Origin of the sequence: Pseudovibrio japonicus, assembly GCF_014651595.1 — a bacterium.
In the GTDB taxonomy this organism is placed as follows: domain Bacteria; phylum Pseudomonadota; class Alphaproteobacteria; order Rhizobiales; family Stappiaceae; genus Pseudovibrio; species Pseudovibrio japonicus.
Map to the genome: position 1 here is coordinate 109,194 of NZ_BMXE01000009.1, position 25,464 is coordinate 134,657.

Below are 25,464 nucleotides of genomic sequence, written 5' to 3' on the forward strand. Positions count from 1 at the left end.
ATGGCTACAAGGAATTTCACGGAAATCTTTGTTCGTCGGCCCATTATGGCGTCCACCATCAGCCTGATGATCCTGGCTCTCGGCCTGAGGGCAATTTTCCTGCTGCCAGTGCTGGAATTCCCTCAGACGGAAAATGCAGTCATCACCATTTCCACCACTTTGTTTGGTGCCAGTGCTGAAACCGTAGCAGGCTTCATCACGACACCGCTTGAAGAAGCCATCGCACAGGCCAACGGCATCGACTACATGACCTCCACCAGCGCCAGCACCGTGAGCACGATCACGGTCAATCTGGTGCTCAACTGGGATGTTGACTCAGCTCTAACGGAGATCAATACACAGATCAGCTCGGTACAAAACCAGCTACCTCCCCAAACGCAGCCCTCGGTTCTGACCATTCAGATCGGTGAAACCATTGACGCCATGTACATTGGGTTCACTTCCGATGTCATCGACCCCAACCAGCTCACAGACTACGTTGTCCGCGTTGTGCAGCCACAGATACAGGCGATTGAGGGCGTGCAAAATGCTGAACTTATTGGTGAAAAGCGCTTTGCAATCCGCGTCTGGCTCTATCCGGACAAAATGGCTGCTTATGGCGTGACTGGCGCGGATGTTGCAAACGCTCTGGCAGCAAATGACTTCATTTCCGGCGTTGGCAACACCAAGGGTCAGATGGTGCAGGTGGAACTCACTGCCAACACCAACCTGACGGATGTGGAGCAGTTCCGCGAGCTTGCAGTGGCAACAAACGACGGTGCTATCATTCGCTTGCGCGACATTGGCATGGTTGTTCTGGGGTCGGAAGACTATGACGAAGAAGTGTTTTATTCGAACGTTTCAGCGGTCTACGTTGGTGTTCAGGCAGCTCCCGCCGCCAACGTGCTTGCAATGCTGGAGCAGGTGCGTGCACTCATTCCCAACATCCAGGAAAACATGCCTCCGGGCTTGGAAGTCAGAATTGTCTACGATTCCGGCGTTTTCATCGACGCTGCCATTGATGAAGTGATCAGTGCCCTAGTGGAAGCGCTCGCAATCGTAACCTTTGTGGTCTTCCTCTTCATCGGCTCGCCCCGCACGGTTGCCATCCCAGTGATCGCCATTCCGCTCTCGCTGATCGGAACGTTTTTCATCATGCTCGTTCTGGGCTTCTCCATAAACCTGCTAACGCTGCTTGCGTTGGTGCTCGCCATCGGGCTCGTGGTCGATGACGCGATCATCGTGGTAGAAGATGTCGAACGCCATATTTCTGAGGGGAGTACGCCGTTTCGCGCCGCAATTCAGGCCGGGCAGGATCTGGGGCGCCCCATTCTGGCAATGACTGTTGTCCTTGCAGCTGTTTACGCACCGATCGGCTTTCAGGGCGGGTTGACGGGTGCACTGTTTACAGAATTTGCCTTCACGGTGGTTGGCGCGGTGACCATCTCCGCTGTCGTCGCGTTGACTCTAACGCCCATGATGAGTTCCCTGATCCTGAAGCCAAGATCGCCGGATTCCTCCGGTTGGGATGATGCGCTGGTCCGTACCGTCGATGCTGTCTATGACAGGTTTCGCAAGAGCTACCTGCGTGCCTTGGAAGCCTCGCTTGATAACAGACCTGTCGTTCTGACCTTTGCGTTCTTGATACTCGCAAGTATCCCTGTGCTTTATGCCACTTCGCAGGCAGAACTTGCGCCCCAGGAAGATCAGGGCATCGTATTGGCTATGTCGACACCTGCGCCCTCAGCCACCTTGCAACAAAAGCTTCTCTATATGGAGCAGATCTTTCACAACTCACAGAACTACCCGGAGGTCATGGGGGTTTTCCAGCTGGTGCAATCGGCGACAGCCATCTCTGGTTTCCTCCTCACTCCTTGGGATGACCGCTCGCGAACTGCCACCCAGCTGCAATATGCCATGCAACCCTCCATGGAAGCCGTTCCGGGCCTAAGAACCGTGCTGTTTCAAAACCCGCCGCTGCCGGGCGCCAGCGGCTTGCCCGTGCAGTTCGTGATCAAGACCACGCAACCTGTCGATCAGCTCAATGTTGTCGGGTCACAGCTTCTTGAAATGGCAGAACAATCGGGGAAGTTCATTTACATCGATAAGGACCTGAAGATCGATAAGCCTCAAGGCCAGATCATACTGGATCGGGACCGGGTGGCAGAGCTCGGGCTCACTTTACAGGATGTGGGGCAATCTCTTACCTCGGTCATGAGTGGTGGCTTCATCAACTACTTTGATTTTTATGGCAGGTCCTATCAGGTCATTCCTCAGCTTATCCAATATGACCGCCTCAATCCTGATCAGATGCTGGAGAACTACATTCGCGTACCAAGAAGCTCCACCCCCCCCAGTGCCTCTGGCGGGCCAGCCCCCAGTAGCTCAGCCGCCAGCGGTTCAGGTGCAGGTGCCAGGTTAATGGCCATGCCTTCGGGCACGACGTCTCAAACCAGCACCACGTCAGGTGCTATGACAACGGGTTCCATCACCACCCAGTCAAGTGCGACAGCAACGAGCTTCTCTGGCACTGCGCCAACGGTTCCCGCTGGTGCAGGGGGAATGGCAACAACCAGCAATGGACCGGTAGACACAATCATACCGCTCTCCAGTGTGGCTTCCATTGAAATGCAAGTGACACCTGAGTTCATCCCACACTTCCAGCAACAAAACTCCATGACCCTTTCCGGAGTACCCAGCTTTGGCGTGCCCTTGGCCGAAGCCCTGCAAACCTTGCAGCAACTCGCAGCGGAAGAACTGCCGGAGGGATACGCCATTGACTACGCCGAACAGTCCCGACAGTACATTCAGGAAAGCAGCGGATTTGTCGTCACCTTCGCTTTTGCCTTGCTGATCATCTTCCTGACGCTCGCCGCCCAGTTCGAAAGTTTCCGCGACCCCATCATCATCCTTGTCTCTGTCCCAATGTCCATCGCCGGTGCGCTGTTCTTCATCAATCTTGGCGTCGGCGGAGCCACAATCAACATTTACACTCAGGTTGGCATCATCACGCTTATGGGGTTGATCTCCAAACACGGCATTTTGATTGTTGAGGTCGCACGTGAGCTTCAGGAAAATCAGGGTGCAACCAAGCGGGAAGCCGTCGTCGGTGCCTTGCAAATCCGTTTGCGCGCAATTCTGATGACCACCGGTGCCATGGTGCTCGGCGTAATCCCGCTTATCCTCGCCAGCGGAGCAGGGGCAGCCTCCCGCTTTAATATGGGACTGGTCATTGCAACCGGCCTGTCCATCGGAACACTCTTCACCCTGTTCGTGGTGCCCAACGTCTATATGCTCATTGCTTTGGACCGTTCGGAATTAAAGGAACCTGATGATAACGCTACAGAAACACCTGACGGGGATGGCGAACCAGATCCAGCCACATAGGAAATCTGCGGGCGATTTCTGACTGCTATCACCTCACAAATCTGCCGCTTTCTTTGGAAATAAACTTCAACTGTGGAACACTTGTAAGTTTCTCACAGCAAAAAGAAATTGAGTGGTTGCCTATTCCAAATCATAAAGCTATAACCCGCCCCACACGCATCAATGGGGTGTAGCCAAGTGGTAAGGCAACGGTTTTTGGTACCGTGTATCGTAGGTTCGAATCCTACCACCCCAGCCATTCTTTCCTAAAAATCGTTATATGACAGCATCTTAAGCGATTAGTATTTCGCACAAGATTCTCTGTTGTACACAGCTGACGTGTATGACGGGTTTAAGCCTTCAACTCTCAATCTTGAGAGGTTTGAACCATGCCCAAAATTCCGTATGTTTATCGCCGCAGAGCCGTATATTGGTGGCAAAGAAGGTTGCCTGTGCGGGCGAACACTATTTCTCAAAAAAATTTCCGGATCAGACATTGTTTGCATGAAATTCGAGCTAGCGTCGCCAAGACGGTGGCTTTTGAGCTGACCGCTTACAGTGAAAAAGTGTTTTGGGAGTATAAAATGGGCGCAATTGACCACCTTGAAGTCCGCGAACTAATCAAAAAAAATAGCGAGTGATTTTACCTTTGAATTGTTTGTCATCGACGCCGCGCTGGTGGTGGATTTTTACAGGTAAACACGGAGAGTTAGAAAGCAAACGCGAAGCTTTGCGTGAACGTCTGAACCAGAGCAAAGCAAATAAAGCGAATACGGAGTAGTCACTACTAAAAGCTTCAGAAGATCTCCTCTGCTTGGAGAAGAGTATTCAACAGAAGGTCGATGATAAGAGGCAGGAAGTGACCCTCCGAATGCGTTTAGCAAACGAACGACTACCTATCATCAGGGTGGCAGCATTTGGACAAACAAACAAAGCAGAAAATGAAGCTGGAAGCAGAATATGAATTTGCTCCACGTGAGCTGGCTCCGTCTCGGTTCTGATCAATCCAGCGTCTAGTGTTTGCACCACCCTGTTTCGTCTGATGATGATGTTGACACGCTAGGTACTTAGCAGCTCTCATTGAGTGCTCTATGTTGCAAGTCAGTACATAGCTTGTCTTTGGTTCATCGGAATTATGGAGCGAACTCGTTCCAACTTAAGAGGTGAGGGCTGCAATCAAACCAAAGTTTACGCAGAACTCTAAATCATCAAATTTACAGCACTATATGGACACGATCAGGCGCTATAGCGCCGATCTTTCAATAAGATAAAAATCTTGTTGTCTTACCTCAGAGACCCACCCCTCAGCTAGGTATGACCCAAAAAATGAAAATCAAAAAGACAATTGAGAAAGTCCCTGGCGGAATGATGGTCATCCCATTGGGACTTGGGGCAGTAATTAGTACATTTGCGCCTGAAGCCTTGCAAATTGGTGGCTTTACTACGGCCCTCTTTAGTGATGGGGCGACACCACTCATAGGTGCATTCTTACTGTGCATGGGTGCAGGCATAAGTTTGAAGACTGCGCCTCAAGCACTAAAGCAAGGCTCTGCGATTACCCTCTCTAAATTGATCACTGCGGTAATCATTGGGCTTGCAGTGCAAACTGCCTTCGGCGACGCTGGTTTTTACGGGATTACTGGGCTTGCGATTATAGCAGCTATGTCAAATACCAATGGTGGGTTATTCGCCGCGCTTGCTGGTGAATTTGGTAATGAGAGAGATTTAGGATCGATCTCAATATTAAGCCTTAACGATGGTCCATTTCTAACAATGATTGCACTAGGCACCGCTGGCATAGCGATCATTCCTTTTATGACTTTGGTCGCCGTACTGGGTCCGCTGGTTGTAGGGATGATACTAGGCAATCTGGATAGCGACATGCGCACGTTTCTGACAAGTGGAGGGGCGCTGCTAATCCCGTTGTTTGCCTTTTCTTTAGGAACAGGCATTGATCTAAGGATATTACTTGAAGCAGGCCTTGCTGGCATCGCATTGGGTTTTGTTGTCACGTTCGTCGGTGGTTTCTTCAATATCTACGCTGATAAGATTGCAGGTGGAACTGGCATTGCAGGTGCTGCTGCGTCCTCAACCGCTGGCAATGCAGTCGCTACTCCTGCAGCAATTATTTTGGCTGACCCCACATTAACTGATGCTGCGCAATCCGCTGCGCCTCTTATTGCAGCTTCTGTTATTACTACTGCGGTTTTAACGCCAATTCTCACCGCTTATGTCTCAAAGCAAAACCAACGGGCAACCATAGGAAAGGCTAGCAAGAATGCCTAAATTGCTTGTTGTTGCCGATGATTTTACAGGGTCAAATGATACCGGTGTGCAGTTTGCCAACAAAGGTGCTTCGGTCGAAGTTAAGTTGTCGGATCAGGCAGTTAACTGTGATGTGACGGTTATCAATACAGAAAGCCGAGCGTTGACCGCCAATGAAGCGGCGTCGAGAGTTAGGAGCGCTATCAAAGACAATGTCGATGGTGACACGCAAGTCATCTTCAAGAAAATAGATTCGACGTTTCGCGGAAATATAGGAGCCGAACTGGAAAGTGCGGTAAATGCATTCGGTGCTAAATTAGCCATCGTAGTTGCAGCGATTCCTGAATCAGGCAGGCTAACTAAGAACGGCGTTTGCTATGTAAATGGCACACCGGTGAGCGAGACGGAGTTCGCTCGCGACCCCAAAACGCCAGTCAGCCATTCGAGCATTGCTGAGATAATTAGCTTACAGACTAATCTGCCGTGCGAAATTGTTCCTGTTGAACAAGTTAGAAGCCACACTCTCAATAGTCTTATTAAACAACACATCGGAGAACTTGCTCCAAGCATATTGATTTTAGATGTCCTAGCTGAGCAAGATTTGTCGACAATAGCCGACGCCCTTACCGATCTAAATGAAAAATTTGTATTAGTTGGCGCTGCCGGTATCGCGAAGCACTTACCCAGTTCCATGTTCTCTGAGGGTGTAGGTAAGCCAGTCTTGGTGCTTGCTGGGTCTATGAGTGAGACTACTTTTAATCAGATAAATTATTGCCGCAGCTTGGGTTTGAAAACCGTTTATGTAAGCGCGAGAGATATTTGGTTAAATTTCGAGGACACCCTGCGTGATGCAGTTGATAAAATCTCCTGGCAATTACAACAAGGAAACAATTGCGCGTTGATGACGCTTCAAGATCAGGGGGAGCGGCAGAAAGTTTTGGAGTTGTGCGCTGCGGAGGACGTCAATTTGAGCCAGATAAGTACCTCAGTGGCACGGTTCTTCGGGCAGGCGGGTAAGGAGCTTTTCACAAAATTTCATCTCGCAGGAGCGCTTCTTACCGGCGGCGACATTGCAGCATCGGTTGCTGCCGGGTTGGGCGCTTCAGGTTATAAAATTCAAGGTGAAATAGAGCCTTGTATCCCTTATGGGCACTTCACTGATAATAAAACAAGAATTGTGACCAAAGCCGGAGGTTTTGGCTCAGAAGAATCAATCCAGAACATTATTGAATTTTTGGAGGGCCCTCAATGCAACCAATCGGAATAACGATGGGGGATGCCAGCGGCATCTCTCCTGAGATAATATTAAAAGCATTAGATGCTGATGCGTTGAAAAATACGCCTCTTGTCATCTTTGGCTGCTTTGAAACATTTGTTGCTCAAAATGAATTAATGCAAATTACAAAGAGGCAATTCAGCCGGATAGATGATGTAAAAGAGGCTGATTTTCAGAGCGGGAAAATATTTATCATAGATGTGCCTTTGGAACAGCCAGCAGGCTTGCAGTTTGGCAAGGTACAAGCTCAATGTGGTGATGCAGCCTATAGATGTATCGAGAAGGCAACTCATTTTGCTTTGAAAAAGCAGATTAGTGCGATCGCAACGGCGCCCCTAAATAAGGAAGCGCTTCACCTTGCGGGGCATATGTATGCTGGACATACTGAACTTCTCGCTGAATTGACCAATACCCGTGATTACGCAATGCTCCTATATACAGATAAGCTTCGCGTAATTCACGTTACCACTCATATTTCGCTGCGACAGATGCTGGACAGGTTAAACCCTGAGCGGCAAGAAATTGTGGTTGAAATAGCGGAAAGGTTTCTCGATAAAATTGGTGAGAAAAATGCGCCCATAGCCGTGGCGGGCATTAATCCTCATGCCGGGGAAAACGGCCTGTTTGGCCGCGAAGAGCTTGATGTAATTGCACCTGTTATTGAGGGCTTGAAAAACAAAGGGCACAATGTTCATGGCCCGCAGCCGCCAGATACTGTTTTTCTGCAGGCATATGAAGGTAAGTACGCTATGGTAGTTGCCCAATATCATGATCAAGGCCATATCCCGCTTAAACTATTGGGGTTCCATTCTGGCGTAAACATTACTGCTGGTCTGCCGTTTATCCGAACTTCAGCAGATCATGGCACCGCCTTTGATATTGCAGGAAAAAATATCGCCAAGTGCGAAAGTATTATTGAATCCATTAAACTGGCGGAAAAGCTGATAAACTAATCGAACTAGGGGCAAGGGCGCTTCCCGCTGGACAACAGCAAATGCTTCAGCCTTGATAAAATAAATTGACCACCTGCGAATTACCTTTTGTCGTGTACCTCGGCGAACTGGAAGCTCACCTTTACCGTGAATAGGTAGGCTCTAAAGAAGTCTTCGACTATTGCTTAGGCTCGTAGATCTACGAGGGCGACCACTATCGCGAACTGCAACATTTTATGTAACATCAATCGGTACGTTTTTGACAATTGATGGAGACAAAAGTCGCCCGCCTGCTTTCGATATTTGGGTCTCCAGCAGGCTACCTTCTGAGCGATCCATGCACGTTTCCAGAATTGTAAACCCATGCGAATGCTGTATTGCATACTGTGCCCACATGGGTGTAGTACATGAATTGTTTCTGAGTTGAAGTATATGTTATTTCAATGGCTTACCGAGATATGGAGAGGCAGCTGAGAATCCTACCACCCCAGCCAACTTTCTCCTTAAAGTTTTATGCAATTACAGCACACAGACTTGCGTTTGTGCGCGATGTTAGCGTTTGCATGTTCATCAAGAATGCAGCTGATTGCTGCGTAGACCCGTCAAAAAAACACCCCGCCCCACAAACTCAAGCTGACGCTTCGCCATGTCTGAGCAGGTATACGCCTGCCCAGATGAACCAGACGATAAATCCAAGGCCGAAGATAATGCCGCCCGGTTCGCTCATGCCCGGAATAACTGTCACAAGACCTGCCAGCCCGATGAGGATGCCCAGCCAGCTCAGCCCTTTGGAGAGGCTGGCCCCGCGCAGCCCTGCCCAGCACAGCAGCAGCACCCAGAGGCCGCCGGTGATCTCGTTGCCGCCGCCAATGCCTTCCTGCACGTTGCCCAGTGTTGCCCACATCGCGAGCGCTCTGTCCTGATCCAGCTCATAAAGCGCAGAAACTTCAGCCAGGGAAATATTCGCAAGCATGCCGCTTGCCAGCACCAGCCCCGCCCAGATTAACCCAAAGGCCGCTGCAATCTGCGAAAGGCCCGGCGCTGCCCCTTTCAGCCGGTCATGCAGTGCAACAACGAGCACCACCAAAAACACCGCGTTGACGATGTAGATGATGAAGTTCCACAGGTACATAAGGCCCTGATTGGACATCTCAAATGCGAACATATTCACATCATCGCCGTCTTCTCCGGCCCCTGCCTCTACAAGCAAAGTTGATAAGAGAGCAAAGCCGACAATATAAGTGGCAGCCGCGATCAGAGAGGCCACACCTCCGGTTTTTTGTAGGGTCATCACAACGGTCCTCGCATAGGTCTGGCATCACCCTCTGGTCGAAATTGGCTTGCCCAAAGGTAGAGGGACTTAAAAAGTGCAGGTAGACGCAGCGTAAACTTACAGTATGCGTTAAACAAGAGGCCTATACTCAGACGTGCAAAAACCGGTAGTATTTGTGGTTCAGAAGTTTGGATAAGGCAGCCTGCTATAATCCAACACTGCGAAGCTCACACACGAAGACAGATACCTGAGCGCAAAGTGCGGTCATGCAAAACAACCCGTGGGGAACGGGAGGGCTGCCAGATTGCTTTTGAGGAGAGGCAATCTGATATAAGGGGGAGACCGAATGAATCTGGCAGAGTGGCTGGCCCGGACAGCCAGGATAACACCTGATGCACCCGCGCTCTTTCATGGCACGCAGCTTGTCGCAACCTATGCGCAGTTCGGTGCACATGCTGCAGCCATTGCTGGGTCATTGCAGGCCGACTTTGGTATCGCGCGCGGCGATCGTGTCGCCATTTTCATGAAAAACCGCTGCGAGTATCTGGAAGCCAGCTACGGCATCTGGTGGGCAGGCGCTGCAGCTGTTCCCATCAACGCCAAACTCCACCCTAAAGAAGCCGCGTGGATCATCGAAAACGCAGGCGCCACAGTCGTCTTTGTCTCCGATGACGTGGGTGAAGATCTGATCAGGGAGATTGACCAGACCAGAACCAAAGTTATCTCGGTAGATCAGGATATCTACACGCAGATGCTCAAGGCCCAGCGACTGGCTTATCCGGTGCCCATTGATGCGCAGGACATGGTCTGGCTGTTTTACACCTCCGGCACCACGGGACGCCCCAAAGGGGTGATGATGTCCTCGCAAAACATCCAGAGTATGATGCTTGGCTATTATGCAGGCATTGGCACCCCAACCCATGAAGACGCCACACTTTACGCTGCCCCCATGTCACATGGAGCGGGAATCTATAGCTTCATGCATGTTGTTGCTGGAGGCAGACATGTCTGTCCGGTCTCCGGCGGATTTGACGCCGCCGAAATCCTGCAGCTCGCCCCCAAAATTGGCCGGATCGCCATGTTCGCAGCCCCCACCATGGTCCACAGGCTCGTGGAAGAGGCAAAGGCCACAGGCGCAACCGGGGAGGGACTGGACACCATCATCTACGCTGGTGGTCCCATGTACTTTGCCGATATCGTTGAAGCTGTTGAAGTTCTCGGCCCCCGTTTCGCGCAGATCTACGGGCAGGGCGAATGCCCCATGGGTATCACGGTCCTCAGCCGGGAGCAGGTCTGCGATAGAAAACACCCCCGCTGGCAAGAAAGATTGAAGTCAGTTGGGGTAGCTCAAGTCGTCTCCCGCGTGCGTGTGGTAGGAGAGGACATGAATGACCTGCCTATTGGTGAGATCGGTGAAATTGTCGTGTCAGGCTCAGCGGTCATGTTGGGCTACTGGAACAATGAGGAAGCAACCGCTTCCACGATCGTCGATGGCTGGTTGAAAACAGGCGACATGGGTGTACTGGATGCCGATGGGTTCCTCACTATGCACGACCGCTCGAAGGACATGATCATCTCGGGCGGGTCCAACATCTATCCTCGCGAGGTGGAAGAAATTCTTCTGCTGCATCCGGATGTATCTGAAGTCGCAGTTGTCGGTCGCTTCCATGAGGAGTGGGGCGAGGAGGTGGTGGCCATCATCTCTCCGGAAAATGGAAAGACCGTCGAATTTGCAGAGCTGGACAAGCTCTGCATTGATAACATCGCGCGTTTCAAGCGTCCAAAGCAGTACATCGCCATGGATCAGTTGCCGAAGAACAATTACGGCAAGATCCTCAAGCGGGACTTGCGGGAGATGCTGAAAGGCCCGCAGCAAGGTGGATCAGTTTGATGAAGACCTTTGATATTCGTAGTGCTCGCTCAAAAGACATTCCGCAGATAGGAGAGGTCGGTCTGGCCTCATGGAAACGAGGCATCGGCCCGCACGTCCCGCCGGTATCCCACGACAGCGTTAGTATAGAGACCTTCACAGGCTTTGCCAGCGCCCGTCTGGATCAGATCGTGGTGGCTGTCAAAGACGATCGCGTGCTCGGCTTCACAGCAACCGAGCAGGCAAACAACTTCATCACCGACCTTTGGATCGACCCCGACTGCGAAAGCAGCGGATTAGGTACCGCCCTGATGGAAGAAGCCGAACGACGCATCGCCGCCCGTGGCTACCACACCGCAGAAATCTCGGTGCTACTGCAAAACGAACGCGCACTCAGCTTGTACCGCCACATGAAATACGAGGACGTGCAAGAGGAAACCAAGTTTAACAAGACCCTCAAATCCGAAATCACAAGCATCCGCCTACGCAAACACCTGCAATTCTACGCGGATGAAATCGCCTGAGGAGTACTCCTCAGGCACACCTTTCCCGCAGCACACCTCCACCCGTTGTGGGATGAAATAGAGTGATACGCTTGAAGGTATGGTGTCTTTCCCAAGCTTGGTGAAGGTAGACTGGGTGTGCCAACATCTACCTGTCAGATTAAGCGTGTGAGTTGTCGGTTTGAGCCCCAGAGGGGAAAGAGTACGTCACCTAAGCCAAGGGCCATACATGCGGATAGACGGCCATGCGCTTTATATTCAAAGAGCAGCATGTGGATGAGGGGACTTACCTACCTCGTTCTTTTGGAAACTCTTCAAGATTGCGGGAGCGGAGGTCATATCTTCAATACGACCTCACAGCCCAAAAAATGATCTCACCTTGAAATTGACGACGCTTAAACAGTTGATGTCGCGTCAATGTTTAAATGCCGGAATATCGACGAAATATATGGTTAGGAGACTGGAGAAAAGACCTTTCGAAAGGACCTTCCATGGTTGTCTATTGTGCTACGACACCGCAGAAATTCTTTGATCAATTGCCAGCTCAAACAGATATACTTGTTATCGGCGGTGGAATAATTGGCATTTCTACCGCTTATTACCTTGCGAAAATGGGCGTGAAAGTAACAGTCTGTGAAAAAGGGTGTGTTGCTGGAGAGCAATCAAGCAGAAATTGGGGTGCAGTACGTCAGCAAGGTAGGGATCCTGCAGAATTACCCATAATGATCGAGGCAAATCTTTTATGGCGCAATCTCGCCGTGGAGACTGGTGAAGATCTTGGGTTTCGACAACATGGACTTAGTCACCTGGCTGAGACTGAAGAGGCCCTGTCAGGTTTTGAGGATTTTCTAAAGCTGGCAAAACAGTTTGAACTTGATACGCGGCTTCAAAGCGCTGCGGAAGTTCTGCTGCATATCGATGGTCGGCCAGGGAGATGGCTCGGCGGTATGATCACGCCAAGCGATGCCTGTGCAGAGCCATGGCAAGCAGTTCCCGGCATTGCACGAGCGGCGCAGCGTTTAGGTGCTGTTATCGTCGAGAATTGCGCAGTACGTGACATCGAAATCACGAACAGTGCGGTTACCGGTGTCTTAACTGAAAAAGGGCGCGTTGAATGTAATCGAGTGCTCCTTGCCGGTGGCGCATGGTCATCTGTTTTTGCGGAAAAAATCGGGTTAGATATTCCCCAATCGTATGTGATGATGCCCGTAGCCTCAACCGAAGAGACAACGAACATTTCCTCCGGGTGTGCCTCTGATCAAACTGTCTTCTTCCGAAGACGGGAAGATGGCGGTTATTCTTTATGTGCCAAAGAGCTGTATTCGGAGCTTTCACAAAATGGTTCACTGGCGGATGCTGGCAACAAAGAGCAGGCTTTCATAAACCTATTGGCAGAACTTGGCTTGGAACCAGTAAGTTCACAAAATGGTACTGAAGAAACCATTTTCGAAAAGTACCGGATCCTTAACCCAGCGCCTCCTGCAAAATCTGGACGGATAATCCTGGAACATTTTGGTGAACGGTTTCCACAGTTGGCTGACACGAAAATTAGTGAACTATGGGCGGGGATGATTGACGTATTGCCAGATGATCTCCCGATTATGGATCAAGCTGGTAGTTGTGATGGATTGTTCATAGCGACCGGGTTTTCAGGTCATGGTTTTGGCATTGGCCCTGCGTCTGGACGTATAATGAGCGATATGATGCTCGGAAAACCTGAGCGCCATGATCTCAGCAGTTTCCGCTTTTCCCGTTTTAATGGCGCCACCCCCAGTACTCCCGCACCCGTTTAAGTTAGTTCGCCAGAGCCAATCAAACCCCCAGTGCAATCTGGGCGTTTTCTGAAATTTCTTGAACCGCTGTTCTCATGGCAGGCAGATAGGTCTTTGCCATATTCTCCAGCGTCGTTACATAAGTCGTGCTGGTTACTGATAGGGCGCCAATTGGTTCCCCGTGCTTGTTCAGGATCGGCAGGGCCACGCAGATGATGGTGTCCTCATGTTCCTCATCATCAAACGCGTGCCCGCGCTCACGAATACGCGCCAGCTCATCACGCAGCATCAGCTCGTTCACCAGCGTCTTATCCGTATGGCGTTGAAAGGACTGCGCCTTGAGCGCCTCCGCAAGTTGCGGCTCGGACAGGGCAGAAAGCATGGCTTTGCCTACGCCGGTGCAATAGGCAGGGCCAATCTTTCCGGGACTGGAGAACATGGAAACACTGCGCGGCGGCAGCCGTTTGTCCACGTAAAGCACCTGATTGTTGTCCAGCACCGCAAGATGAATGGTCTCTTCAATCTCAGTGCTCAGCTTGTCCAATGCATTACGCGCAACGCTGGCAAGACTTGCCCGGCTCCAGGTAGAATGCGCCAGTTTCAAAACCCGCATACCCATGCTGTAGGTTTGGCGCACATCGTCATAAGCCAGCATACCTTCACGTGTCAGCTGCCGTAACTGTCGGTGCAAGGTGGCTCGGCTCAGCGGCAAGGCATTTAGCAAATCCACGAACCGGGGAGGTGATTCTGCCAGCGCAACCGCATCCAGCACCACCAGCGCCTTGGAGATAGGACTGGAGAGGTCTGGTTCACTTGCCTCAGCGGTTCTCACGGTTTCTGCAGCCATGTCCAGTTGCTTCCTTATATGCTCGCGGATTTTGCATTCTTCATGCAGACCACGCCCTCATGCCTTTGCTTGACAATTATGCATGAGCACGTAACAATTTCAATAAACAAAACATAGTTTCATTGAGTGAAACTGTCTTGGCGATACTGGGAGGTTGAGCTTTTGAGTTTTTATGAAGGCAGCTACACGCGTTCCTGCTCCAGCACCTGCGATCTCAAGTCCCCCATATGTTGATGGCGACCTGATCCTCACACTCCACAAGACCTGATCATAACAACAAAGGAAGCGGGGGGCATAAATGAACCAGCAGGGGGCACGAGACAGCGACCTTCGCCAGATCACTTCCGCAGGCAGCTGGATCGCTGTTGACTGGGGCACGTCCAGTCTTCGGGCATGGCTGATTGACGAAAACGGATGCACGCAAACCGACGCAAAATCAACGCAAGGCGCCGGAACGCTTCAACCTACTGAATTTGAAGGTGTTTTGCTGGGTTTGGTCGGCGGCTGGCTACAAACCGACGCAAAACCAACGCAAGTGTTCATTTGTGGCATGGCCGGCAGCCGTCAGGGCTGGCAAGAGGCAGAATATGTCCCCGTTCCCACCAAACTGACAGATCTGCACAAGCATCTGGTTGTCCCGCAACCACACAATCCCCGCATCCAGCCGTTCATAGTGCCCGGTCTCTGCCAGAAGACAGAGCAGCACCCGGATGTTATGCGCGGTGAGGAAACACTGCTGCTGGGCATCTTGGAGGAGTTATCCCACAAATCCGGCACCTTTTGCTTACCCGGTACCCACAGCAAGTGGGTCGATATGGAGGAGGGGGTAGTCACCCGAACCGCCACTTACCTCAGCGGCGAGTTATTCGCGCTCATCGCCCAAAGGTCCATCCTCCGCCATTCGCTGGATACAGAAGCGACACTGGACAAGGATGTCTTCCTGCGAACGCTGGATCAGATGAAAAATCAGGAAGCTACACTGCTTGGCGACTTGTTTGGCCTGCGCGCCAGTCAACTGCTCAACGAGACCAGCACCAAGGCAGCTGCGGCCAGACTGTCCGCACTTGTTATCGGAACCGAGCTAGCAGACAGACTCGCAACCTGCGGGGATAACCCGCCAAAACAGGTGCACCTCATCGGAAGCACCTCGCTTTCGCAAAACTACGCGCTCGCCCTGCAACATTTCGACATTACGCCAATCTTGCATGATGCAGACAAAGTAGCGCTCGCAGGTCTCTCCGCCATCAGACAAGGGGTACTCAATGACAACTGTTAAACAAAGCCCGGAGCGCAACCTCATAGCAATCCTGCGCGGCATAACACCCTCCGAAATATTGGATGTGGTGGAAGTGCTTGTTGACGCGGGCTTTTCCAAAATCGAAGTACCGCTCAACTCACCTGATGCGATCACCTCAATCAGCATGGCACAAGAAAGGTTTGGCACCTTATCCGCCATCGGAGCGGGGACAGTTCTGACAGCACAGCAAGTCGGGCAGGTCCGTGCAGCAGGCGGAACCTTCATTGTCTCCCCCAACTGCGATGAAGAGGTTATCCGCACCACCAAAGCAGAAGGCATGAGATCCTATCCGGGAGTTCTTACCCCAACCGAGTGCTTTGCAGCGCTCAAAGCGGGTGCCGATGCACTCAAGATCTTCCCGGCCTTTCAGGTGGGCATAAAGGGGATTGAGGCCGTGCGTGCTGTACTGCCCAAAGAGACGCTCCTATATGCAGTGGGTGGTGTTGAACCAGCTGACTTTGCCGACTATGCAAATGTGGGCTGTCAGGGCTTCGGCATGGCCAGCAACCTCTATAAACCGGGCTTCAGCGCTGCGCAGACAGCTGAAAACGCAAAGAAAATGGTCGCTGCATACGATGCGATCAAACTGGGAGAAAAAGCATGAGTGAGCCCTATGTGTTCGCAAATACAGAGTGTGAGCTGGGCGAGGGGCCGTTGTGGAGCGCCCGCCATGAGGCGCTGTTCTGGACCGACATCAACAATAGTCTGGTCCTGAAAAAGGGCATATCCGGAGACGTTGAGACATGGAAGTTCGATGAGCCAGTCTCCGCCTTCGCCCGCATCCCCGACAGTGACGACTTCGTATTATCCTCTGCAACAGGGTTGTATCACTGGTCCCCGGAGTTTCATAGCAAAGAACTTATCCTCCCCGTTGAGGACCAAAACCCAATCACCCGCTCCAACGACGCCCGCACCGACCGCTCCGGCGCATTCTGGATTTCCTCCATGGGCTATAAGGCAGAAAAAGGTGCCGGCAGTCTTTATCGGTTCTTCAAAGGGGAATTAGTGACAGTTGCAAGTGACATCACAATCCCGAATTCCCTTTGTTTCTCGCCAGATGGCAGCACAGCATACTTTTCGGACACGCTAACATCCCAGATCATAAAATGGCCACTAAATGCACAAACTGGCCTGCCAGAAGGGCCGGCGGAGGTATTTGTCGATATCTCCGGGACAGGTTTTGGCCCCGACGGTTCCGTAGTTGATGCGGAGGGATATCTCTGGAACGCTCAGTGGGGCGGATACAGGGTCGTCCGCTATAAACCGGACGGAACAGTGGATCGCATTGTTGAGATCGACGCAAGTCAGCCAACGTGCCCTGCATTTGGCGGGCCGGACTACAAGACCCTGTTTGTTACTAGTGCTCGCGAACATTTAAGCGAGCAGCAACTCGCAAAAGAGCCACTCGCAGGTTCGGTCTTTGCGTTTCCCATTGACACTCCGGGCCTGCCGGACCCCGAACTGCAAATGTGATCTCATGAGCGATAAGAAACACTTAGGTATCTGTTACTATCCTGAACACTGGTCAGAGGACCTTTGGCAACAAGATGCCGAAGAGATGGCCGAGTTGGGCATCACCTATGTGCGTATCGCTGAATTTGCATGGTCCCGCATCGAGCCGGAACCCGGTCACTACTCTTGGGATTGGTTGGACAGCGCAGTTGAGGTTCTCGCAAGTGCAGGTCTCAAGATCATTATGTGCACCCCAACCGCAGCCCCGCCACGCTGGATGGTGGATAAGCACCCAGACATGCTCGCCGTCGACGAGAACGGACACCCCCGCAACTTCGGAAGCCGCCGCCACTACTGCTTTTCCCACGAAGGCTACCGCTGGGAATGCCGACGGATTACAGAAATGCTCGCCGAGCGCTTCGGTAATCACCCCTCCATCGTCGCCTGGCAGACCGACAACGAGTACGGTGGCCATGACACTGTACGCTCGTGGTCTCCTTCCACCCACAAGGCCTTTCAGCTCTGGCTCGCGCAAAAGTACGGGAACATCAAAGCGTTGAACGTGGCGTGGGGCAATGTGTTCTGGTCCATGGAATACAACAGCTTCGAGCAGGTCGAGCTGCCAAACCTGACAGTGGCAGAGAGTAACCCGTCTCACATGCTTGATTTCAAACGGTTTTCATCCGACCAAGTATTCGAGTTCAACGGCGAACAGGTCGATATCCTGCGCAAGCTCTCTCCCGGTCGCCCGATTATCCATAATTTCATGGGCAACAGTTTTTCCTTTGATCACTACAAGGTCGCAGACCAGCTCGATATCGCCAGCTGGGATTGCTATCCCCTTGGCTTCCATAGTAAATTTCAGATGGAAAACCCTCTTGGTACACCAGAAGGCTACTGGGAAGACTTCTTCCAGCAGGGCGATCCGGATTTTCAAGCCTTCCATCACGACCTTTACCGACAAGCAGGCCATGGCCGTTTCTGGGTCATGGAACTGCAACCCGGCCCTATCAACTGGGCAGCCTATAACCCGGTGCCGCTCAAAGGAATGGTGCGCTTGTGGAGTTGGGAGGCGTTCGCCCATGGTGCTGAAACCACTAGCTATTTCCGCTGGCGTCAGGCCCCGTTTGCACAAGAACAGATGCATGCCGGCCTCAAACAGACCGATAATAAAGCAGCTCAGGCCTATGTGGAGGTCGCGCAGGTCGCCCGCGAAATCGAAGAGCTGGGCGCGTTCACCCCCTCTGCAGCACCCGTTGCGCTCGTTGTCGATTACGAAAGCCACTGGGCACACGAAACGCAGCCGCAATCTCAGGACTTTAGCTACTTCCGCCTCGTCCTTGCCTACTACCGTGCTCTGAGACAAAAAGGTATCGATGTGGAGATCATCAGACCAGCCTCACAGGACTTATCCTCCTACAAGCTGGTTATTGTCCCCGCCCTCTTTACAATGACGGAAGCCCTCTCCGACAACCTTGCAGCCTATATAGAATACGGCGGCGTCATCCTCGGCGGCCCGCGATTGGCGCAAAAAGACAAGAACTTCCAGATCTCTCAGAAAACCCTGAACCTGCCAAAGCCATTCGAAGAAGTTGAGGTCTTACGCGTCGCGACCAGCCCGGCAGAGTTTGCGGCAACGGTTCAGGATTTGGAAGGCAAGGAACGCGGCAAAGCCTACATCTGGCAGGAAGAGGTCTCCACCGGCCTGCCAACGGTTTTTGAAGATGCCAATGCAAACCCGATCTTCATCGGCGAAAAGAGCCGGTTCTACACAACAGCCTGGGCTGATCCGACCCTGATGAGCGCCATACTGGATGAAGTCTTCAAGACCGCAAAAATTGAGAGGGTGGACCTACCAGAGGGCTTGAGAAGAAGCAAAACCTCGATAGGCACCTTCTACTATAACTATTCGAAAAATATGATGAATTTGAAAACGCTGGGTCTCGCGGATGCAGCAGAATTGGATGGACTGGAGCTGCCACCGGCAGGGGTGGCTCTGGTTCGGGAAGGAACTGACGGGCAATGATGGAAGCTCCCAAAAGAAGACTACGCTCCCAAGAGTGGTTTGACTCAACCGACAACCCAGGAATGACAGCGCTCTATCTGGAGCGTTATCTGAACTACGGTATCACACGCGAGGAGCTTCAATCAGGCCGACCCATCATAGGCATTGCTCAGACTGGATCAGACCTGTCCCCTTGCAACCGCCATCATCTGGTGCTGGCAGAACGGGTCCGCGAAGGCATTCGCGAAATGGGCGGCATCTGTTTTGAATTCCCAGTCCATCCCATTCAGGAAACCGGCAAGCGCCCAACTGCAGCCCTTGACCGCAACCTTGCTTATCTTGGCCTTGTTGAAACGCTCTACGGTTATCCCCTTGATGGGGTTGTTCTTACCATCGGCTGTGACAAGACCACGCCAGCGCTGTTGATGGCCGCTGCCACTGTCAACATCCCCGCGATCTGCCTGACTGTCGGCCCCATGCTCAACGGCTATCATAAGGGCGAACGTGTGGGCTCCGGCACGGTTATCTGGAAAGCCCGCAAGATGTTGGCAACCGGAGAGATCGATTACAAAGAGTTCATGGAGATGGCCGCAGACTCCGCTCCATCCGTTGGCTACTGCAATACGATGGGCACCGCGTCCACCATGAACTCGCTGGCAGAAGCTCTGGGCATGAGCCTGCCGGGCTGCGCCTCTATCCCCGCTCCGTATCGTGAACGGGGCCAGATCTCTTTTGAGACCGGCAAGCGCATCGTGCAGATGGTGCATGAAGATCAAAAACCATCAGATGTCCTCACACGCAAGGCTTTCGAGAACGCAATCGCGGTGAATTCCGCCATTGGCGGCTCAACCAACGCCCCCATACATATCAACGCAATCGCGCGCCATATTGGGGTTGAACTGAATAATGACGACTGGCAGAACCTCGGCCACAAAATTCCACTGCTTGCCAACGTCCAACCCGCTGGTGTGTACCTCTCAGAAGAGTTCCACCGCGCAGGTGGCATCCCGGCCATTTTCTCACAGCTGATGAAACACGGCCACGTCCATAAAGATACCGTCACTGTGTCTGGCAAAAAGACCGGCGAGATCTACGCCGAGAGTACCGTCAAAGATCATGATGTGATCTATCCCTATGACAAACCAATGCTGGATGATGCAGGTTTCATAAATCTCAAGGGCAATCTCTTCCGATCCGCGATAATGAAAACATCTGTGATTTCAAAGGATTTCAGAGCGCGCTATCTATCAGATCCAGACGACCCAGAAGCATTCGAAGGCAAGGTCGCGGTGTTTGATGGTCCTGAGGATTATCACGAAAACATCAATAACAAGGCACTTGGCATTGACGCTAACACGATCCTCGTCATTCGCGGAGCTGGACCCGTTGGCTATCCGGGAAGTGCCGAAGTGGTCAATATGCAGCCACCCGATGAGCTGTTGAAGCACGGTATCGATGCGCTGCCATGCATTGGCGATGGTCGCCAGTCTGGCACCTCCGGTTCACCATCTATCCTCAACGCATCCCCTGAGGCTGCCGTTATGGGCGGTCTGGCGCTGCTGAGAAACGGAGATAGTGTTCGTCTTGATCTGAGAAAGGGCGAGGCAAATGTCCTGATCTCTGATGAGGAGCTTGCCAAGCGCAAGCAGGAGCTTGCAGAAAGTGGCGGCTACGAGTTCCCTGCACACCAGACCCCTTGGCAAGAGATTCAGCGCGGCATTGTTGACCAGCTTGACGAGGGTATGGTGCTCAAACCAGCCGTCAAATACCAGCGCATCGCGCAAAAAGGACTTCCACGTCATAGTCACTGATAGGCATGTGAACGTAAAAAGCCGCCTCTGTTTGAGGCGGCTTTTTTGCTGTTCTAAAGCAGCTTAAACGCTTTAGTCTTCTGTGGCTGCCAGCAGGCTCGCGTTCCCGCCAGAGGCTGTGGTATCGATGCACAGATGACGCTCAAGCTGATAGCGCTCAGGCTGGTTGCGCTCCATGATCAGCTGTATCAGAGCGCCATCGCGTTCCGCCAAGTCGGCCTTCATCTCTTTCAGCTCTTTCTCGCTGTGATGAGCTGCAATTGCGTCAACACCCTGAAGTTCCTTCAAAGCGCCAGTCGCCAGATGACCTTCCAGCGCAACAATTGGAGCAGCAAGTCGGCGGAGCTTCACAGCCAGTTTCTCGGCACCTTGTCCAACAGCAATCACCCCGTTGCCAGCCGCCAGAGCCAGAACCACTTGATGCGTCAGGCTTTCTGCATCGGGACCAAGGCACAGCACAATGCCGCGCGGTGCAGCATACAGGCGGTTGGATTCACCGGTCGGCCCAGGCATGTCATGCGCATGGTCTGTCGCAACGCGGTTCAGCAGGCCTGTTTCCTTCTCAAACAGAGTTGCCAGCTCGGTGTAGCGACCAAAGTTTTTCTCCCACGCGCTGGCGCGTAATGCACCGTGTGCTTTGAAGATATCCTCGGCAGTAACGGTTCGGCTCAGCGTGACGTTCTCAGCTGCTGAGGTGTCAGCAAGGCGGAAGCGTGCCACATAGTGAGGGCCACCTGCTTTCGGACCCGTGCCGGAAAGGCCTTCACCGCCAAATGGCTGAGACCCAACAATCGCGCCAATCTGGTTTCGGTTCACATAAAGGTTGCCCGCCTTCACGCGCTCTACAATGTGCTGAACACGGCTATCAACGCGCGTATGCAAACCAAAGGTCAGGCCAAAGCCTTTTGAGTTGATCGCATCAATGGTCTGATCGATCTCATCTGCTTTGAAGGTCGCAACGTGCAAAACAGGACCGAAGATTTCTTCCTCCAGCTCGTCAATGCCTTCAAGCTTGATCAGGGTAGGTGCTACGAAGTAGCCTTTGCCTGACCCTTTCAACTGCTTGAGAACGCGGCCTTTTTTGTCCCATTTCTTGCAATGTGCCTCAATCTTCTTCTGCGCTGCTGCATCGATCACAGGGCCAACATCGGTCGAAAGAGCAGCAGGGTTGCCCAGTTCCAACTCGGCCATTGCACCCAGCAGCATCTCTTTGAAATCATCAAAGATGTCTTCCTGAACATAAAGCATACGTAGGGCAGAGCAGCGCTGACCAGCACTTTGGAAACTGGAGGCAATGATATCGCGAACGGCCTGTTCTGGCAGGGCAGTGGAGTCCACGATCATCGCGTTCAGACCACCAGTCTCCGCAATCAGCGGCGCAGTTGGTGCAAGCGCTTTTGCCATGGCACGGTTGATGTGCTGTGCAGTTGCAGTGGAACCGGTAAAGCAGACGCCAGCCACACGGCTGTCAGAGGTCAGGGCAGCACCAACTTCACCAGCACCAGGTAGCAGCTGTAAAGCTTCAACAGGAATGCCTGCTTTGTGCATCAGACCAATGGCAAACGTTGCGATCAGCGGGGTCTGCGGGGCTGGCTTTGCAAGCACCGGGTTCCCGGCAGCAAGGGCTGCAAAGATCTGACCGGAGAAAATCGCCAGCGGAAAGTTCCATGGGGAGATACAGGTGATCGGACCACGCTGTGCCCCTTTGCCATCACGCTCCTCAAGGCGGATCGCCTCGTTCGCGTAATAGCGAGCAAAGTCAACCGCTTCACGCAGTTCGTTGATGGCGTCCATGTGGGTTTTGCCAGCTTCGCGGGTAAGCAGTGCAAAGATCTCAGGGGCATTCTCTTCAAACAAATCCGCCGCCTTGCGTAGGATAGCTGCACGCTCCTCTGCGCTCTTGTCTGCCCACGCAGCACATCCGTGATGGGCAGTCGTCAAAGCCGCTTCGATCTGCTCAGGCGTCGCTGTTGCCACGCTGCCAACAACATCATCCAGCTCCGCCGGGTTTTTGACAGGCACAGCCTCGGCGTTCTTGACGGATGCAGCAATAACAGGATGACCGGCCCATTTGGTTGTCGCAAAGGTTTTCAGGTTCGCAACGTATTCCGCTTCTTGACGCGGATCACTCAGATCCCAGCCCTTGGCGTTCTTGCGACCTGCACCATAAAGCTCTGGTGGAAGTGCGATCTTGGAATTGGCAACGTGTTCGCCATACTTCTCGATATGCGCAAGTGGGTCCTGTGCGATCGCTTCAGGAGTGACGCTCTCATCGCGGATCTGGTGCACGAACGAGCTGTTCGCACCGTTTTCCAGAAGGCGGCGAACCAGATACGCCAGCAGGTCTTTGTGCGCACCAACCGGAGCGTAGATACGGCAGTTGGTGCCATGCTTCTTCATGGTGCGCTCGTGAAGCGCTTCGCCCATGCCATGCAGACGCTGGAACTCGTAGGAGTTCAGCGGTAGGTTCTTCGCCAGTTCCAGAATAGTTGCAACACTATGCGCGTTGTGGGTCGCAAACTGCGGATAGATCCGGTCGGTCATGCCCAGCAGCTTTTCAGCACAGGCCGCATAGGAGATGTCGGTGGACACCTTACGCGTAAACACCGGATAACCTTCAATGCCAAGCGTCTGTGCGCGCTTGATTTCGCTGTCCCAGTAAGCCCCTTTCACAAGGCGAACCATGATCTTGCGGTCATACTTTTCAGCGGCAGCATAAAGCCAGTCGATTACATGAGTAGCGCGTGGGCCAAAGGCCTGCACAACAACACCAAAACCATCCCAACCTTCAGTTGCCGGGTTAGCCAGCAGAGCCTCGATCACATCGAGAGATAGGTCAAGACGATCAGCTTCTTCCGCATCAATGTTGAAGCCCATATTGGAGGACTTCGCCAACATGATAAGCGAGAGCGTGCGCGGAACCAGCTCCTTCATCACCCGCTCGCGTTTTGCAAACTCATATCGTGGATGCAGCGCGGAGAGCTTGACGGAAATGCCTGGGTTCTGGCGAATGCTTGCATGGTTGCAGTTGCTTGCCAGCGCGGTAATTGCCTTGGAATAGGACAGGTGATAGCGCTTTGCATCAGCATCGGTGCGCGCTGCTTCTCCCAGCATGTCGTAGGAATAAGTAAAGCCTTGGCCTTCCTCCGCCCTTGCATTTCGCATGGCTTCGCGGATGGTGCGACCCAGAACGAACTGGCGGCCCAGCTCCTTCATCGCCTGACCAACAGCCGTGCGAACCATCGGCTCGCCAAGGCGTTTGACCACACCGCGGACGGTGCCGATGAGGCCTTGATTGTCTGGAGCAAGAACCTTGCCCGTCAACAAAAGCGCCCACGTGGATGCGTTGATCAATGAAGACGAGGATTGCCCCAAATGCTCTCCCCAGGCACTTGGAGTGATCTTGTCTGCAATCAGAGCATCAATAGTCTGGGCATCTGGAACGCGAAGCAGGGCTTCTGCAAGGCACATTAGCGCAATGCCTTCCTGCGTTGAGAGACCGTATTCGCCGAGAAAACTCTCCATGATCGTCGGAGAAGTGTTCGCACGCAAATCTGAGATCAGTTCCGCAGCTTTATGAGAAGCACGCTGGCGCGCTGCCTCATCCATTTGCAGCGAGGAAATGAGCTCCTGAACAACCTGATTTTCGTCAGGAAGGTAATTATCTCTGATTTTGTTGCGGATGATTTCCGGCGTAGCCTCTGAACCCATGCAGTCCTCCCTACTATTAAATACCTATTATTATGGCGACATTAGCAAAAGACCTATAGGGATGTTTCCTGTATTTTTTGATGGTAAAGACTATTCGACTTTGATATTTAGGCGCTGTGGTCGTTATCAATAAAAAAATGGCATATCATGGAGAAATTGGACGATTTTGATCGCAGGATTGTGGAGGAACTGCAAAAATCCGGGCGCATCACCGTTACTGACCTGGCAAAAAAAGTAGGACTCTCCAAAACTCCTTGCCAGATCCGCATGAAAAAGCTGGAGGATGCCAAGTACATTCTAGGCTACCGTGCAGAGGTCGATCACCGCAAACTGGGGGCAGGCCATATCGCTTTTGTTCAGGTTAAACTCAATGACACTCGGTCACGTTCGCTGGAAGCCTTCAACGCCGCTGCACGCGAGATCCCGGAAATCGAAGAGTGCCATATGATTGCAAGTGGCTTTGATTATCTCCTGAAGGTGCGCACCAAAGATATTGGCAGTTATCGTCGAGTGCTTGGTGAAAAGCTCTCTGAAATGCCGTTTGTCGCCCAGACCTCCACTTTTGTTTGCATGGAGCAAGTTAAGGACCGGCCAATCTAATCAACCGGTCGCTGCATGTAGTGTACGCCTGGTCCGTAAGTCAGCAGGTTGTTCTAATTGCTTCTTTGTCGACGATCCGGAAACCACGGGATTGCCAGAAACTCTCTGCCATGGGCATGGCAACGAGTGCGAACTTCTTGATGTAATGCCGGCGCGCCACCTGACTAAGTTGAGCAAGAATCGCCTTTGCTGCGCCAATGCCCTGCACGTCAGGTAGCAAGGCAATATCGTGGATGAAGTAGACTTCCGGAGAAATGGGAAGGGATCTGAGTAGGCTGGAGAGTGGTGGGACGTTAAGGTCCTGCCAGGGATGCGAAACGACGTAACCGAAAATGCGGTCGGAGCCATCGCTTCGAAGCACGTAGCATCCATCTGGAAACAAGCGTAAACGCTCGCGTGCGCAAGCGATGTCTTCGGGCAAGGTCGGATAGGTTTGGAGCAGGATTTTCTCGATCTGAGGCAAATCATCTTCCTGCATAGAGTGCCAACTATAATTCTTCATAAG

Annotated in this window: 18 protein-coding genes and 1 tRNA gene; 15 read left to right on the top strand and 4 right to left on the bottom strand. The window is 52.4% G+C overall.

Annotated elements, in window-relative coordinates; genetic code table 11:
- From IE076_RS20045 to pdxA, 6 genes are all read left to right on the top strand, one after another.
- Positions 1-3,366 (top strand): efflux RND transporter permease subunit, encoded by a 3,366-nt coding sequence (locus IE076_RS20045; RefSeq protein ID WP_189438573.1) that lies wholly within the window; start codon positions 1-3, stop codon positions 3,364-3,366.
- Between the two features lie 163 nt (positions 3,367-3,529).
- Positions 3,530-3,604, top strand: a tRNA-Gln gene (locus tag IE076_RS20050).
- Between the two features lie 130 nt (positions 3,605-3,734).
- Positions 3,735-3,986 (top strand): hypothetical protein, encoded by a 252-nt coding sequence (locus IE076_RS20055; protein WP_189438574.1) that lies wholly within the window; start codon positions 3,735-3,737, stop codon positions 3,984-3,986.
- 685 nt (positions 3,987-4,671) lie between these two features.
- Positions 4,672-5,631, top strand: coding sequence for a 2-keto-3-deoxygluconate permease (locus IE076_RS20060; RefSeq protein WP_189438575.1), 960 nt, complete (start codon positions 4,672-4,674; stop codon positions 5,629-5,631).
- Entirely contained in the window at positions 5,624-6,877 is a 1,254-nt protein-coding gene (locus IE076_RS20065; RefSeq protein WP_189438576.1) for a four-carbon acid sugar kinase family protein, read from the top strand. Before IE076_RS20060 ends, IE076_RS20065 begins: the two co-directional genes overlap by 8 nt.
- On the top strand, positions 6,859-7,839 hold the full coding sequence (gene pdxA, locus IE076_RS20070; protein WP_189438577.1) for a 4-hydroxythreonine-4-phosphate dehydrogenase PdxA: 981 nt from the start codon (positions 6,859-6,861) through the stop codon (positions 7,837-7,839). Before IE076_RS20065 ends, pdxA begins: the two co-directional genes overlap by 19 nt.
- Positions 7,840-8,446: 607 nt before the next feature.
- Here the strand turns inward: pdxA and IE076_RS20075 are convergent.
- Entirely contained in the window at positions 8,447-9,109 is a 663-nt protein-coding gene (locus IE076_RS20075) for a DUF4386 family protein (protein WP_189438578.1), read from the bottom strand.
- 328 nt (positions 9,110-9,437) lie between these two features.
- On the opposite strand from IE076_RS20075, the gene IE076_RS20080 reads away from it, so the two are divergent.
- The 3 genes from IE076_RS20080 to IE076_RS20090 all read left to right on the top strand — a co-directional run bounded on the left by IE076_RS20080 (position 9,438) and on the right by IE076_RS20090 (position 13,257).
- The gene (locus IE076_RS20080) at positions 9,438-10,982 is read left to right on the top strand and encodes an AMP-binding protein (RefSeq protein WP_189438579.1); all 1,545 of its coding nucleotides are present in this window, start codon (positions 9,438-9,440) and stop codon (positions 10,980-10,982) included.
- Complete coding sequence (locus tag IE076_RS20085) at positions 10,982-11,485, top strand: GNAT family N-acetyltransferase (RefSeq protein ID WP_189438580.1); 504 nt, start codon at positions 10,982-10,984, stop codon at positions 11,483-11,485. The genes IE076_RS20080 and IE076_RS20085 overlap by 1 nt, the downstream gene beginning before the upstream one ends.
- A 470-nt stretch (positions 11,486-11,955) precedes the next feature.
- Positions 11,956-13,257 (top strand): NAD(P)/FAD-dependent oxidoreductase, encoded by a 1,302-nt coding sequence (locus IE076_RS20090; RefSeq protein WP_189438581.1) that lies wholly within the window; start codon positions 11,956-11,958, stop codon positions 13,255-13,257.
- Between the two features lie 19 nt (positions 13,258-13,276).
- Here IE076_RS20090 and IE076_RS20095 read toward each other — a convergent pair whose 3' ends face one another.
- A complete protein-coding gene (locus IE076_RS20095; RefSeq protein ID WP_189438582.1) occupies positions 13,277-14,083 on the bottom strand; it encodes an IclR family transcriptional regulator in 807 nt (268 codons plus the stop codon).
- Between the two features lie 298 nt (positions 14,084-14,381).
- Here IE076_RS20095 and IE076_RS20100 point away from each other — a divergent pair, with 298 nt between their 5' ends.
- Genes IE076_RS20100 through IE076_RS20120 form a run of 5 tightly spaced genes read left to right on the top strand, consistent with a single transcriptional unit; the run spans position 14,382 to position 20,648 of the window.
- On the top strand, positions 14,382-15,359 hold the full coding sequence (locus IE076_RS20100; RefSeq protein ID WP_189438583.1) for a 2-dehydro-3-deoxygalactonokinase: 978 nt from the start codon (positions 14,382-14,384) through the stop codon (positions 15,357-15,359).
- The gene (locus IE076_RS20105; RefSeq protein ID WP_189438584.1) at positions 15,346-15,984 is read left to right on the top strand and encodes a 2-dehydro-3-deoxy-6-phosphogalactonate aldolase; all 639 of its coding nucleotides are present in this window, start codon (positions 15,346-15,348) and stop codon (positions 15,982-15,984) included. Before IE076_RS20100 ends, IE076_RS20105 begins: the two co-directional genes overlap by 14 nt.
- Positions 15,981-16,853: an SMP-30/gluconolactonase/LRE family protein gene (locus tag IE076_RS20110; protein ID WP_189438585.1), complete on the top strand. Its 873-nt coding sequence runs from the start codon at positions 15,981-15,983 to the stop codon at positions 16,851-16,853. Before IE076_RS20105 ends, IE076_RS20110 begins: the two co-directional genes overlap by 4 nt.
- Before the next feature lie 4 nt (positions 16,854-16,857).
- Positions 16,858-18,858, top strand: a complete 2,001-nt coding sequence (locus IE076_RS20115; protein ID WP_189438586.1) for a beta-galactosidase — start codon at positions 16,858-16,860, stop codon at positions 18,856-18,858.
- Complete coding sequence (locus IE076_RS20120; protein ID WP_189438587.1) at positions 18,855-20,648, top strand: IlvD/Edd family dehydratase; 1,794 nt, start codon at positions 18,855-18,857, stop codon at positions 20,646-20,648. The genes IE076_RS20115 and IE076_RS20120 overlap by 4 nt, the downstream gene beginning before the upstream one ends.
- A gap of 72 nt (positions 20,649-20,720) precedes the next feature.
- On the opposite strand, the gene putA is transcribed toward IE076_RS20120, so the two are convergent.
- Positions 20,721-24,359, bottom strand: coding sequence for a bifunctional proline dehydrogenase/L-glutamate gamma-semialdehyde dehydrogenase PutA (gene putA, locus IE076_RS20125; RefSeq protein WP_189438588.1), 3,639 nt, complete (start codon positions 24,357-24,359; stop codon positions 20,721-20,723).
- 147 nt (positions 24,360-24,506) lie between these two features.
- On the opposite strand from putA, the gene IE076_RS20130 reads away from it, so the two are divergent.
- Entirely contained in the window at positions 24,507-24,959 is a 453-nt protein-coding gene (locus tag IE076_RS20130; RefSeq protein WP_371871520.1) for an Lrp/AsnC family transcriptional regulator, read from the top strand.
- A 40-nt stretch (positions 24,960-24,999) separates the two neighbouring features.
- On the opposite strand, the gene IE076_RS20135 is transcribed toward IE076_RS20130, so the two are convergent.
- Positions 25,000-25,461, bottom strand: coding sequence for a GNAT family N-acetyltransferase (locus IE076_RS20135; RefSeq protein ID WP_209009325.1), 462 nt, complete (start codon positions 25,459-25,461; stop codon positions 25,000-25,002).
- Between the last annotated feature and the right edge of the window lie 3 nt (positions 25,462-25,464).

Excerpts from the sequence above, each read along its gene's own strand:
- IE076_RS20090 (WP_189438581.1), top strand. The coding sequence starts at position 11,956 with ATGGTTGTCTATTGTGCTACGACACCGCAGAAATTCTTTGATCAATTG.
- IE076_RS20080 (WP_189438579.1), top strand. The coding sequence starts at position 9,438 with ATGAATCTGGCAGAGTGGCTGGCCCGGACAGCCAGGATAACACCTGAT.
- IE076_RS20075 (WP_189438578.1), bottom strand. The coding sequence starts at position 9,109 with ATGACCCTACAAAAAACCGGAGGTGTGGCCTCTCTGATCGCGGCTGCC.
- IE076_RS20100 (WP_189438583.1), top strand. The coding sequence starts at position 14,382 with ATGAACCAGCAGGGGGCACGAGACAGCGACCTTCGCCAGATCACTTCC.
- IE076_RS20115 (WP_189438586.1), top strand. The coding sequence starts at position 16,858 with ATGAGCGATAAGAAACACTTAGGTATCTGTTACTATCCTGAACACTGG.
- IE076_RS20055 (WP_189438574.1), top strand. The coding sequence starts at position 3,735 with ATGCCCAAAATTCCGTATGTTTATCGCCGCAGAGCCGTATATTGGTGG.
- IE076_RS20110 (WP_189438585.1), top strand. The coding sequence starts at position 15,981 with ATGAGTGAGCCCTATGTGTTCGCAAATACAGAGTGTGAGCTGGGCGAG.
- IE076_RS20135 (WP_209009325.1), bottom strand. The coding sequence starts at position 25,461 with ATGAAGAATTATAGTTGGCACTCTATGCAGGAAGATGATTTGCCTCAG.
- IE076_RS20045 (WP_189438573.1), top strand. The coding sequence starts at position 1 with ATGGCTACAAGGAATTTCACGGAAATCTTTGTTCGTCGGCCCATTATG.
- putA (WP_189438588.1), bottom strand. The coding sequence starts at position 24,359 with ATGGGTTCAGAGGCTACGCCGGAAATCATCCGCAACAAAATCAGAGAT.
- IE076_RS20085 (WP_189438580.1), top strand. The coding sequence starts at position 10,982 with ATGAAGACCTTTGATATTCGTAGTGCTCGCTCAAAAGACATTCCGCAG.
- pdxA (WP_189438577.1), top strand. The coding sequence starts at position 6,859 with ATGCAACCAATCGGAATAACGATGGGGGATGCCAGCGGCATCTCTCCT.
- IE076_RS20105 (WP_189438584.1), top strand. The coding sequence starts at position 15,346 with ATGACAACTGTTAAACAAAGCCCGGAGCGCAACCTCATAGCAATCCTG.
- IE076_RS20095 (WP_189438582.1), bottom strand. The coding sequence starts at position 14,083 with ATGGCTGCAGAAACCGTGAGAACCGCTGAGGCAAGTGAACCAGACCTC.
- IE076_RS20130 (WP_371871520.1), top strand. The coding sequence starts at position 24,507 with ATGGAGAAATTGGACGATTTTGATCGCAGGATTGTGGAGGAACTGCAA.
- IE076_RS20065 (WP_189438576.1), top strand. The coding sequence starts at position 5,624 with ATGCCTAAATTGCTTGTTGTTGCCGATGATTTTACAGGGTCAAATGAT.
- IE076_RS20120 (WP_189438587.1), top strand. The coding sequence starts at position 18,855 with ATGATGGAAGCTCCCAAAAGAAGACTACGCTCCCAAGAGTGGTTTGAC.
- IE076_RS20060 (WP_189438575.1), top strand. The coding sequence starts at position 4,672 with ATGAAAATCAAAAAGACAATTGAGAAAGTCCCTGGCGGAATGATGGTC.